Here is a 12199-nt window from a genome sequence, read left to right on the forward strand (position 1 = left end):
GGCTCATAGGTTCTAGCTGGACACGGGGTGAAGCCTACGCAGGTTAGCTCTCGGCAGCTCCTATACAGATAAAGAAGCAGTTCAGTAGACTTTAAGAACGGTCACCAGAACTATCTCAGCTTGACCTACTGCACCAACTAGAGGGCCTGATACATGAATACACTGCTTCAACGTACAGAAAATGTACGCACCTCAACGCTTCAGCGCATAGGTCTAGAAAATCTGAGTGAATTTGAGCAGTTCTTCACGCCCATTGCGGTAGCGGAAATTATGGCAGACCTGGTAGACGTCTCACCATTAGCAGAGAAAAAAGAAATCAGAATTCTTGATCCCGGTGCAGGTATTGGCGTATTGGCCATTGCAGCAGGTCAACGTATCCGAGAAGCTTTACCCCAGATGCCTATCCACGTTGTAGCTATCGAAAAAGACCCTTCGCTGTTAGCAACTCTTGAAGCCGCTCTTGCTGATGCTGAGGCTCACCTGGGAGATTTCACCTACACCGTCCAGCAGCAAGATTTTGTGTATTGGGCGTACCAGGATCTTATGAGCTCGGGAGACCCACAGGAGCAGGACTTTGACGTGGTCATCATGAATCCCCCTTATGCGAAGATAGCTGCGTCAAGCGCTGAAGCAAAGCATCTGAGAGTGCATGATGTAAATGTTCCTAACTTGTATGCTGCATTTGTTGCCCTTGGCGCACAGATGCTTTCACCTGATGGGCAGCTTATCGCTATTACTCCCCGCTCATGGATGAACGGTCCCTATTTTCAACAGTATCGAGAGCTTCTGCATCGTACCTGTTCACTTACCCATATCCATACCTTTAAATCCCGGAAAGAAGTATTTAAAGACACCGGAGTACTTCAAGAATCGGTCATCACTAAGTTTGAGAATAAGCTGCCAACCGAACACGTGCTGATTAGCAGCTCAGTAGCGCAAGGGCAGGAAACCAAGACCCGAACCGTTGCTAGAGAAGCAGTTGAGTCGCAGGGAGTAATCTTCGTTCCTGCCCATCAAGAAGATGAAGAGATTATCGCTTGGATGGCACGGGCTACTCATCACCTCAGCGATATTGGACTGCAAGTGTCAACTGGAAAAGTTGTTGACTTTAGGAATAAAGATAAACTTCAACTCAAGCCGAATAAACTAACCGTTCCCTTGGTGTATCCAGCGCATTTTACAGCAGGAAATCTGCAGCACCCGAAAGCAGATCTGAAGAAACCTCAGTATTACCAAACAACAGCAGAAGATAAAAACACTGTTGCTCCTGGTACTTTCGTGCTGGTTAAACGTTTTAGCGCTAAAGAAGAAAAACGTAGAGTTACAGCAGCGATCTGGTCGTCGAAAGAGATGGCTGCTTTTGATAATAAGACAAATTACTTTCACAGTCAGGGGGAGGGGCTTTCGCAAGATTTAGCTCTAGGGCTAACGCTATGGCTGAACTCAAGCTACGTCGACAGATACTTCCGTATTTTCTCTGGCCATACACAGGTGAATGCTACCGATTTGCGGATGATGCCCTACCCCTCGACACAGCAACTAAGAGATATAGCGCGCACCGGGCTTGACCCCGATGCAGCTGTATACGAAGTGCTAGGCGACAAGGACAAAGTGCATGCCGCAGCTTAATGACGCACAAAAACTTCTCACTACGCTAGGGTTTGATAGGCAGCGCACTAACGTAATGGCCGCAAGAACCCTTCTAGCTTTAGCCCAGCTTAATTTTGAGCAAGACTGGGCCGAAGCAAGCAACCCTCGCATGGGTGTCCGCTCGATTATGGACTGGATGCGGCAGGAGCTAGATTTTCAGGTTGCTGAAAATACGCGAGAAACTATTAGACGATTTGTGCTGAAGCAGTTCGTTGAAGCGGGGTTTTGTCTACATAATGATGATGACCCTGAAAGACCCACAAATTCATCAAAAAATGTTTACCGTCTTTCTGATGAAGCGCTCGCAGTCGTCCGCTCCTATCAGGGCGATAGCGGTGGAAAAATAATAGAAAAATATCTAAAGTCCAAGGTCGTTCTTACCGATAAGTACGCTAAAGCTAGAGAGCGGTCGAGATTTAGCATAACTCTGCCGCAAGGGGAAAAGGTCTCGTTAAAGCGAGGCGGGCAAAACCAGCTGATTGAAAAGATCATCACAGACTTTTGCCCTCAGTTCATTCCTGACGCTCAGGTTCTCTATATCGGCGATGCTGACAGTAAGGAAGGCACATACGACAGGGAACGACTTCGTGAGCTAGGTATCGAACTCCCGGAACAGGGAAAAATGCCGGATCTTATCGTGTATCAGCCCGATAAACATTGGCTGTTTCTTATAGAGGCATGCTCAACGCACGGCCCTGTCGACCATTGGCGTTATTCAGAGCTCGAATCTCTATTTTCACCGACTTCTGCGGGGCTGGTATATGTTTCTTGTTTCCCAGACCGCACAACGCTTCGGAGGTTTATTGCTGATTTGGCGTGGGAGACCGAAGCCTGGATTGCTGAAGAGCCAACTCACATGATGCATTTGAACGGTTCACGATTCATGGGTCCTTATAACTGATGTTCTAGAAGCTTGCTTGGCCATTGAATCTGGCTCCCCGCATACGGAGTTTCAGTTTCGCCGCGTGCCGTCCTCGTTCCACAGGCCTGAGATGCCGCGGCGGTGGGAGGTCACCAGGTGGGTATCGAGCACGCCGATGGCTTCCATCATGGCGTAGGCACTGGTGGGCCCGATGAACTTAAAGCCCAGCTTCTTCAAGGTTTTAGAGAGAAGCAGGGAGTTCTCATCCTGGGTGGGAATATCGGAGAGGACGGCCGGGATCGGGGTGCGCTCGGGCATGAAAGACCAGATGAGGGCGGGTAAACCTGCCTCAACCTGCTGGCCTGCCGCAAGCGTCCGCGCCGCTAGGCCGATGGCGGCTCCGCCGGGAGCCGTCACGCAGCCGACCGACCGCAGGGCGACTGTTGCCTGGGCGTTGCCGATAGCTGCGCGAATCTTGCCGCGGTGGCGAATAATGCGGGCGTCCGCAGCTAGCCGCTCCACGTCGTCCTCGGTGAAAGCCGCGACCTTCTCAACCTCAAAGCCCTCAAAGAGTTCGCGGAAGGCCTCGCGCTTGGTCAAGATAGTGCGCCAGGAGAGCCCGGCCTGAAAACCCTCGAGGCAGAGGCGCTCAAAGACGCCCTGCTCGTCGGTGACGGGCACACCCCACTCGGTATCGTAGTAGGCCTGCATATCACCATCGTCTGCGGCCCAGACCGGGCGCACTAGCCCGTCGGCACCTACCCGGGTATCGGTCATTAGAAGAGCCGCCCTTCAATCTCGGCGCTGGGCTCTTCGAGGGCCAGCAGAAACTCTTTACGCTCCAGCCCGCCCGCGTAGCCGGTGAGCTTGCCGTCTGAGGCTACCACCCGGTGGCAGGGGATAAAAATGGAGACCTTATTGCGACCCACAGCCTGGCCAACCGCCTGAGCCGGGGCACCCGGTCCCACAATCTTGGAAATAGCCCCGTAGGTGGTGGTGTAGCCGTAGGGAATCTCGCGCAGGGCGGCCCACACCGCCAGCTGAAAATCGGTGCCGTCAGGAGCGATCGGCAGCTCAAAAACGGTCCGTTTCCCGGCAAAGTATTCCAGCAGCTGGGCCTGGGCATCGGTCAGCACCTCACAGTCGCTCACCTCAACGCGATGCCCCAGGTCCTCCTGCTTGGGGAAGTGGGCTTGGCCGGTAAACCAGGCACCGGTGAGGGCCTGCCCGTCGGAGGCCAAGATCATTTCACCCAGCGGGGTAAGGGTATGGGCGTGGTAGGTCATGTATTTAGTCTAGTTTGGCGGCATACAAATAGCCCTGCACCTCACCGGTAGGTGACGATGCAGGGCTATTGTTTCAGCGCAAGACAGCTAGCCGAGCGCTAGAGTCTCGTTGAGCCGGGTGCTTAGTCCTGTTCGACGTCCTCATCGACCCAGTCCAGGGTCTTAGAGACAGCCTTCTTCCACAGGCGGTACTGGCGTTCGACCTCGTCCTTGTCCATCTGGGGTTCCCAGCGCTTGTCTTCGGACCAGTTGTCGATGACGTCCTGCTCACCGTCCCAGAAACCGACGGCGATACCGGCGGCGTAGGCGGCGCCCAGGGCGGTGGTTTCAATGACCTTGGGGCGGATGACGGGTACGCCCAGCAGGTCAGCCTGGAACTGCATGAGGAACTCGTTGGCAGTCATACCGCCGTCAACGCGTAGTTCCTCCAGGGAAACCTTGGTGCCAGCTGCCTCGGCGTCGGCGTTCATGGCGTCCAGCACTTCGCGGGTCTGGAAGGCGGTTGCTTCAAGAGCAGCGCGGACGATATGGGCGCGGTTGACGTAGCGGGTCAGACCAACGATGACGCCGCGGGCATCTGACTTCCAGTGGGGAGCGAAGAGGCCGGAGAAAGCGGGGACGACGTAGGCGCCACCGGAGTTCTCAACGCTGGTCGCCAGTTCTTCTGACTCGGCGGCGTTGTCGATCATCTTGAGGTTGTCGCGCAGCCACTGAATCAGGGAGCCTGAGACAGCAACGGAACCTTCGAGGGCGTAGACGGGGTCAGCGTCGCCCAGCTTGTAGGCCACGGTGGTGAGCAGGCCGTTTTCTGAGATGACGGGCTTGTTGCCGGTGTTCATGAGCATGAAGTTACCGGTGCCGTAGGTGTTCTTGGCCATGCCCTTTTCGAAGCAGGCCTGGCCGAAGGTGGCTGCCTGCTGGTCGCCCAGAATACCTGAGATGGGGGTGCCGTTGAGCAGGCCCTTGGAGCGGCCGTAGCCGTAGATTTCGGAGGAGGACTTGATTTCGGGCAGCATGCTCATGGGAATACCCATGTCGGCTGCGATGGATTCGTCCCATTCCAGGGTCTTGATGTTCATCAGCAGGGTGCGAGAAGCGTTGGTGACGTCGGTGACGTGCACGCCTCCCTCTACACCGCCGGTCAGGTTCCAGAGGACCCAGGTGTCGGTGTTACCGAAGAGCAGGTCGCCTGCTTCTGCCTTCTCGCGGGCACCTTCGACGTTGTCGAGGATCCACTTGATCTTGGGGCCTGAGAAGTAGGTGGCCAGGTTGAGGCCGACGATGTCGTGGTACTTGCCGGGGCCTTCTTCGCCGCCGAGCTCGTCACAGATTTTCTGGGTGCGGGTGTCCTGCCAGACGATGGCGTTGTAGACGGGCTTACCGGTGTTCTTGTCCCAGACGACGGCGGTTTCACGCTGGTTGGTGATGCCGACGGCTGCGATTTCGTGGTGGTTGACCTCTGCCTTGGTGAGGGCTTCACCCACGGACTGACGCACGTTTTCCCAGATTTCCATGGGGTCGTGCTCAACCCAGCCGGCCTTGGGGAAGATCTGCTCGTGTTCGTGCTGGCCGACGCTCTTGATTTCACCGGACTTGGTGAAGAGAATGGCGCGGGAGCTGGTGGTGCCCTGGTCGATGGAGAGGACGTACTTCTTACGCTCGGGGAGCTGTGACATGGTTTTTCTCTTTTCGTGTGCGCGCCGTCTTTGGCGCGGTAAGGGGTTGTCTTTAGTTTAAGGCGCGGACGCCGGTGGCCGGCTTAGACCAGCAGGGCGGGGACGAGGATTGCGGCTGCGGAGGCACCGATGAGGGGGCCAACAACGGGAACCCAGGCGTAAGCCCAGTCGGAGGAGCCCTTGCCCTTGATGGGCATGAGAGCGTGGGCGATGCGGGGGCCGAGGTCGCGGGCGGGGTTGATGGCGTAACCGGTGGGGGTGCCCAGGGAGAGACCGATAGCGACAACGATGAAGGCTACAGCCAGGGGGCCGAGGCCCGAGGGGGTGCTGCCGGAAGCCAATACGAAGCCCACCAGGACGAAGGTACCGAAGGCTTCGGTCAGGGTGTTCCAGCCGTAGGAGCGAATGGCGGGGCCGGTGGAGAAGATACCCTTGGTGGTTCCGGGCTCAGCCTCGTCAAAGTGCTTCTTGTACACCAGATAGGCACCCCAGGCACCCAGGAAGGCGCCAATCATCTGGGCTGCTACGTAAACGAAGAAGTTACCAACGGTGGGGGCGATACCGGGGGCAAAGTCACCACCGGAAATCAAAAGACCCAGGGTAACAGCGGGGTTGAGGTGAGCACCTGAAGGGGCAGACATATAAACGGCCGCGAAAACCGCAAAACCCCAGCCAAAGGCGATGGTCAGCCAGTCGGTGTTCTTAGCGGCTGACTTGGGCAGGGTAACTGCGGCACACACGCCAGCACCCAGCAGAATCAGAATGCCGGTACCGATAACTTCAGAAACAAAAGCGCCGAGCAGGGTCGCATTGCCGTCTGCTGAGATAAGGGCGCTTGCCTGGACGCTAGCTTCAGCGCCAGCTACCAGTAGTGAGCTCATCGTTGACCTCGTATTTTCTGTGCGGGCCGGGTGCCCGAAACGGGCACCCGGCGGTTCTTAGTGATTAATGATGTTTTAGTGGAGAGTAGTGACAGGACGGCGGGGCGCCACGTGGGTTGCCCCGAGAACCTCAGCCGCGGCGTCCGCGTCCTTGGTATGGGTTTCAGCTGCGGCGATAGCCTCAACCCGCTCGGCGTAAATCGCCTTTTCGCGGGCCACGGTGGCCTCGTCCCAGCCAAGTTCAGCGGCCATAATCTCAAGGATCTCGTCGGCAGCGGACAGGCCGCGGTCGGTAGCCTCAAGATCCAGGCGGACGCGGCGCACCAGCACGTCCTCAAGGTGCAGAGCACCTTCGGCACGCACGGCCATGGCCACATCGGCCCGCAGGAACTGGGGGGCCTGCGCCAGGGGAGTACCCAGGGAAGGGTCTTCCTTGATGAGGGCGATAATATCGGCCAGCTCAGCGCCGTAGCGCTCCAGCAGGTGCTCCACGCGGGCAGCATCCCAGCCGTTCTCAGCGGCCAGCGCATCGGCACGGGCAGCTAGAGCCTCAAAACCTTCAGCACCGACCAGCTTGATGTTCTCGGTAACAGAGGGCAGATCCTTGGCACGGTCGCCCAGGGCGAAGTCCACGGCGTCCTCGGCCATCACGCGGTAGGTGGTCAGCTTACCACCGGCAATAGCGCTCATACCCGGGGCAATCTCCATGACGGTGTGCTCACGCGAAACCTTGGTGGAGGCGGCATTCTCGCCCTTCTTAGCGACCGGCTGCAGCAGGGGGCGCAAGCCAGCGTAGGAGCTAATAATATCGGCCTCGGTCAGCTCATCGGCAATCAGCTTATTGGCCTGGTCGAGCACGTAGCGAATGTCAGCCTTGGTGGCGACGGGGCGCTCGCGGTCCTCGGTGTAGGGGGTATCGGTGGTACCGATGATCCAGTAGCGCTGCCAGGGGATGATGAAGAGCACGGACTTTTCGGTCTTGGTGAAGATACCGCTGGTTGCCTTGATACGGTCGCGGGGCACGGTGATGTGCACGCCCTTAGAAGCCAGCACCTTCAGACCCTGGTCCTTGGTTGCCATGGACTCTGACTCTTCGGTCCACACGCCGGTTGCGTTGATGATGTGGGCGGCCTTGACGGTCTTCTCGTCGCCGGTTTCAAGGTCTACGATCTGGGCGCCGGTGACTCGACCGGCGGCGTCCTTGTTAATAGCGGTGACCTGGGTGCGGGAAGCTGCCAGAGCGCCGTAGCCTGCAGCGGTGCGGACGAGGTCGATGACCAGGCGGGCGTCGTCCACGCGGGCATCGTAGAACTGAATAGCGCCGGTGAAGGCTGAATCTTTGATACCGGGGAAGACCTTCTTGGTGCCTTCCTTGGTGAAGTGGCGCTGGGCGGGCACGGTGCGGTGGCCGCCGGCACCGGCGAAGGCCATGGTGTCGTACATGCCGATACCCACAGCGGAGTAGGCGCGCTCAATCACGGGCATTTTGAGGGGCCAGAGGAAGGGCTGGGCCTTGACCAGGTGGGGGGCGGTGCGCTCTAGGAGCAGGCCGCGCTCCTTGAGGGCTTCGGCTACCAGCTTGAAGTCCAGGTTGTAGAGGTAGCGCAGGCCGCCGTGCACGAGCTTGGAGGACCAGGCGCTGGTGCCTGCTGCCCAGTCGCCTGCCTCGACAATGGCGGTGCGCAGGCCGCGGGTGGCGGCGTCCAGGGCAATGCCAGCGCCGGTGACACCGCCGCCGATGATGAGGACGTCTACGCCCGCTTCATCGGTCATGGCGGCTAGGGCCTGGGTGCGGGTTTCTGCTGAGAGGTGGGACTGGGTGGTGAAGGTGGCAGTCATGGGGATCTTCCTTGCGACGGGTTGCCTGTTATTGTCTTTGACACTATTTCAATCACTGGGTGTAGGTTAGGCCAGCTGGGTGAACGAAGTTTCATCTATGATGGAGGGGTGGTGAACAAAAGTCAGAATCAGGTGGTTGAAGCAGCCCACCTTTACTACGGGGAACATCAGACCATGGCAGCGATTGCCAGCCGCCTGGGGGTGTCTCGGCCAACGGTATCCCGCCTGCTCAAAACGGCTCGTGAAACCGGGGTTGTGACCATCCAGATCAACGAGAAGGCCTATAGATCTGATCCCCTGGAAAAGCGGCTTGCCGATCTTTATCGGGTGCGGGCTACTGTGGTTCGGGCCCCTGAACACGCGACCGAGCAGGCCCGCATGCGCCGGGTGGCTATCGCCACGGCTAACCTGGTGGACTCTCTCATGGTGCCAGGCACCACCCTGGGCGTTGCCTGGGGTTCCACGGTGACCGAGGTAGCCCAGTTTCTACCCAAGCGGCCCCTGACCGGGGTGACGGTGGTACAGCTCAACGGGGCGGGCAATGCCGTGCAGACGGGTATTCCCTATTCGGGTGCGATTCTGGGGCAGGTGTCATCCGCCTACGGGGCGCAGATGGTGCACTTCCCGGTGCCTGCCTTCTTTGATTTTGCTGATACGAAGGCCGCTATGTGGCGGGAGCGGTCGATTCGTGGTGTGCTGGCGGTGCAGCGGCAGGCTGATATTGCCCTGTTTGGCGTGGGTGCTTTTGGTGGCGAGGTGAAGTCGCACGTCTATAGCGGTGGCTATTTTGACGGTGAGCAGATGCGGGAGTTACAGGGGCAGGGCATTGTGGGGGATATGTGCACGGTGCTGTTGCGGGAGGACGGTACTTGGGCTGATTTGGCGGTGAATCAGCGGGCGACGGGCCCCACTCCTGCGGAGCTGGTAAAGATAGGACGACGCGTGTGCGCGGCTGCTGGCCGCCACCGCGCTGTTGCCCTGCGCGCCGCCCTAGCCACCGGCGCGATCACCGACCTGGTGGTAGAGGCAGACCTGGCAGAAAGGCTTCTCTAGGCTTTTCTTCTGGCGGCGGTGCCAGCTACCAACACTGGCCTCAGCTGCCCGCCTTTCTTTCGAACGTCCGAAAATCTTACAGACATTCGAAAGAAAAGTGGGCACTGGACGCTGAGGGTCGGGACCAAAAACAGCTACAGTAGAGACCGACCCTTAGACCTCAGCAGCCACTTCATACGCCAGAAAGGGCAACCATGCCAACCGCCAAACAGCGACTAGCCGCCTGGCTCGTCCACGCCTTCACTCTCACAGGCCTCGCCTGGGCAACCCTCGCCGGGATCGCCCTCATAGAAGGGGACTACACCGCTATGTGGCTGTGGCTGGGCATTGCCTTAGTCGTTGACGCTGTTGACGGAACCCTGGCCCGTAAGGCCCGGGTTAAGGACGTCATCCCCTGGTTTGACGGAGGAATCGTCGACATCGCCGTCGACTACCTCACCTGGACCTTCATCCCTGCCCTCTTCATGTACCTTGCCCTACCACTCGGCCCGCAGCCTGTGGCCTTGGCCCTCGTTATTCTGGTTCTGACCTCTTCCATGTTTTGCTACGCCAACGAACAGTGGAAATCCAGCGATTTCTACTTCGTTGGGTTCCCCGCAGCCTGGAATATCGTTGCTGCCGTGATGTTTATTATGGGCACCGGTGCCACCTTCAATATCATTGCTATCGTCCTCCTGGCCGTCTTGACCCTGACCCCCACCTATTACACCCATCCTTTCCGTGTGAAGAGGTTTATGGGTATTAACATCGCAGCTATCACTGTTTGGATTGCAGCAACGGCTGCCCTCATTGCCCTTGCCCCCGCAAAACCCTTCTGGTTGCTGGTGGCTTTTTGGATCAGCGGGGGCTGGTTCGTTGTCACCTGTGCCTGGCGGACCTTCTTCGGTGCAGAGCAGCCCAGAAAACTGGCTGACTAGGATAAGCACCCACCGCAGTTATCGGTGAAAAGGGGGGAGCGCCTGCCTGAGCTACTCGGGCCCGCACCCGTTTTTCGCGTATATATCGGAAAACTTCAAATCCTACCGCGCAGGTGATAATGCAGGCCACAATGACATTGGCATAGAAAGGGTAGTGTTGGCCAGCGGACCAGAAATAGGCATAGGGGGCCAGGAAGGTAATAAGCGCAAGGACGAGGGCGGCAAGGCGTACCAGGACCTTTTGGGCGGTAAACATGGCAATGACACCCCAGGCATAGGGGAGGGCCCCGCCGACGTCTAGGCCCCACAGTATCCATATGTTGCCCTGGAAACCTGGCAGGAAGGCCACCGGAATTGCCCGGCATGCCGAATAGAGCATGATCAGGGCGTAGGCCCACACTATCGGTGAATGGGCTAGCCGGAATGGTAGGGAGCGGGGAACCATGGGGATTCCCTTGCTCTGCAGCTCAAGGAGTTCTGACCTGGCTATACGTTTGGGGTCGATGCCTTCAAGGTGCCGCAGGGTACATTCTTGGAGGGGGCTGGAGGGGGCTAGGAGGATCCGCAGGAGTCGCTGGGGGCTGACGGCGATGGGCTGGACGCTGGAGCTTGTAGGTAGACGGTGTTTCCAGCTCTCAGGTGGGCTGACTTCTGGGCCCGCTACTTGGCAGGAGTCACCAAGAATAGCCTGGATACGGGGTAGGTCATTTACATCTACAAGACCGAGCCAGAGGCAAATCCGCCGTTCTATGGAATAGCGAAGGGCAGGTCCCAGGTTTTCCATTGCCGCGGTGGGGGCTTGGCTACCCAAATAACTCAGAGATTCAACCTCAAGTACATGGGAAGAGAGTAAGCGCCCTAGGCATGGAGTGTCAGCTACTTCAGCCAGTACGGTGGGGTCAAGGGAAAAATCTTGGGCGATGGGGGTCTCTGCAACTGAAAAAAGGGTGAACATGTGTTTTACTGCCTTCTTTTTGGGTCCAGATGCGGGGGAGTGGCCACCGCTGTTTGCAGGGCGTCCTTCACCGCCCTAATAGCGGGTTGGCCTGTGCTTTCGGTGCGGGTAGCCACATAAATTTCGCGGTAGGGGGCACCTGGCAGCGGAATAGCCTTCACCCCGTGTGCCCGGCTCAACTCGTTGCCGGCAGCGGGCAGGGCAAAGGACGGCATAATGGCCGCTGCCCCGCCCGCTGCCAGCTGCAAATGCGTGTTCAAATCATCGATTACATAGCGCACCTGCGGCTCAAACCCCGCAGCCCGGCACTGATTGATACCCCAGGTGCGTGACGTATTATGCTCACCCTCAAAAACCCAGGGCAGGCGGGCTGCATCGTCCAAGCTCTCAACCTCGGAATCGGTGGCAACTACTAGGTTGAGGGCGTCCTCGGTCAAGAGTTCAGAGGTGAGCTCGGGGTACTCGGGAATGTAGTGGTGGGGGTAGGATTCTGCAATCACAAGGTCAAACTCCCGGCTTCGGGTCAGTGAGAGACCGGTTTCGGGGTCAATCTGCACCACGTGTAGCTGCACCTGCGGGGCATGCTCTGTCAGATGGGCCAGGGCGCCCGGCAACAGAGCCTTGGCTGCCGATTGGAAAATCGCCAGTCGTACCTGCCCGGCAGGTACCCCCTCCAGCAGGGTGATGCGGGTGCGGGCGGCGTCCAGCTCCTTCAAAATATTGCGGGTGCTCTCCACCAGAATCAGAGCCTCGGTGGTCAGCTCCACCCGGCGCCCCACCTTACGCAGCAGGGGAGTGCCCACCTCTTTTTCCAGGGTGGTTATCTGCTGGGATATAGCGGAGGACGTCAGGTGTAGGGCTTTAGCTGTAGCGGCGAGCGTGCCTCGCTCGTGGATCTCAAGCAGCATGGCCAGGCGGCGCAAATCGTACATGGGGCACTCCTTAGGAAGGGGTGAATAGCGTCACGAATACAGATTAGCAGAACTAAACGTACTGCCTAAATAATATTCATTTTTTCTAATAGTGTAACTTACACCTAAAGATGGTGAAATGGATAACAAGCAACAAATTCACCCCGCC

Annotated in this window: 11 protein-coding genes; 4 read left to right on the plus strand and 7 right to left on the minus strand. The window is 58.0% G+C overall.

The features are described from left to right. The first annotated feature begins 153 nt into the window (after window positions 1-153). Together L6758_RS00190 and L6758_RS00195 are read left to right on the plus strand one after the other, a co-directional pair. Complete coding sequence (locus L6758_RS00190) at window positions 154-1629, plus strand: Eco57I restriction-modification methylase domain-containing protein (protein ID WP_237204987.1); 1476 nt, start codon at window positions 154-156, stop codon at window positions 1627-1629. Further along, window positions 1616-2551, plus strand: coding sequence for a BsuBI/PstI family type II restriction endonuclease (locus tag L6758_RS00195; protein ID WP_237204988.1), 936 nt, complete (start codon window positions 1616-1618; stop codon window positions 2549-2551). The genes L6758_RS00190 and L6758_RS00195 overlap by 14 nt, the downstream gene beginning before the upstream one ends. Window positions 2552-2602: 51 nt before the next feature. On the opposite strand, the gene L6758_RS00200 is transcribed toward L6758_RS00195, so the two are convergent. From L6758_RS00200 to L6758_RS00220, 5 genes are all read right to left on the minus strand, one after another. Further along, window positions 2603-3289, minus strand: coding sequence for a DNA-3-methyladenine glycosylase I (locus L6758_RS00200; protein WP_237204989.1), 687 nt, complete (start codon window positions 3287-3289; stop codon window positions 2603-2605). After that, on the minus strand, window positions 3289-3798 hold the full coding sequence (locus L6758_RS00205) for a methylated-DNA--[protein]-cysteine S-methyltransferase (RefSeq protein ID WP_237204990.1): 510 nt from the start codon (window positions 3796-3798) through the stop codon (window positions 3289-3291). The genes L6758_RS00200 and L6758_RS00205 overlap by 1 nt, the downstream gene beginning before the upstream one ends. A 122-nt stretch (window positions 3799-3920) precedes the next feature. Beyond that, a complete protein-coding gene (glpK, locus tag L6758_RS00210) occupies window positions 3921-5474 on the minus strand; it encodes a glycerol kinase GlpK (protein ID WP_237204991.1) in 1554 nt (517 codons plus the stop codon). Window positions 5475-5557: 83 nt separating this feature from the next. Beyond that, window positions 5558-6355 carry an MIP/aquaporin family protein gene (locus L6758_RS00215; protein WP_237195255.1) on the minus strand — a complete coding sequence of 266 codons (798 nt, stop codon included), beginning with the start codon at window positions 6353-6355 and terminating at the stop codon, window positions 5558-5560. Window positions 6356-6430: 75 nt separating this feature from the next. Then, window positions 6431-8194 (minus strand): glycerol-3-phosphate dehydrogenase/oxidase, encoded by a 1764-nt coding sequence (locus L6758_RS00220; protein WP_237204992.1) that lies wholly within the window; start codon window positions 8192-8194, stop codon window positions 6431-6433. A 111-nt stretch (window positions 8195-8305) separates the two neighbouring features. On the opposite strand from L6758_RS00220, the gene L6758_RS00225 reads away from it, so the two are divergent. Together L6758_RS00225 and L6758_RS00230 are read left to right on the plus strand one after the other, a co-directional pair. Further along, complete coding sequence (locus L6758_RS00225; protein ID WP_237204993.1) at window positions 8306-9247, plus strand: sugar-binding transcriptional regulator; 942 nt, start codon at window positions 8306-8308, stop codon at window positions 9245-9247. A gap of 194 nt (window positions 9248-9441) precedes the next feature. Continuing rightward, the gene (locus L6758_RS00230; RefSeq protein WP_237185460.1) at window positions 9442-10164 is read left to right on the plus strand and encodes a CDP-alcohol phosphatidyltransferase family protein; all 723 of its coding nucleotides are present in this window, start codon (window positions 9442-9444) and stop codon (window positions 10162-10164) included. Here L6758_RS00230 and L6758_RS00235 read toward each other — a convergent pair. Together L6758_RS00235 and L6758_RS00240 are read right to left on the minus strand one after the other, a co-directional pair. Next, on the minus strand, window positions 10106-11119 hold the full coding sequence (locus L6758_RS00235; RefSeq protein ID WP_237204994.1) for a hypothetical protein: 1014 nt from the start codon (window positions 11117-11119) through the stop codon (window positions 10106-10108). The genes L6758_RS00230 and L6758_RS00235 overlap by 59 nt on opposite strands. A gap of 5 nt (window positions 11120-11124) precedes the next feature. Beyond that, on the minus strand, window positions 11125-12051 hold the full coding sequence (locus L6758_RS00240; RefSeq protein WP_237204995.1) for a LysR family transcriptional regulator: 927 nt from the start codon (window positions 12049-12051) through the stop codon (window positions 11125-11127). Window positions 12052-12199 lie beyond the last annotated feature (148 nt).

Source organism: Rothia nasimurium, assembly GCF_928382285.1.
GTDB classification, from domain to species: Bacteria; Actinomycetota; Actinomycetes; order Actinomycetales; family Micrococcaceae; genus Rothia; species Rothia nasimurium_E.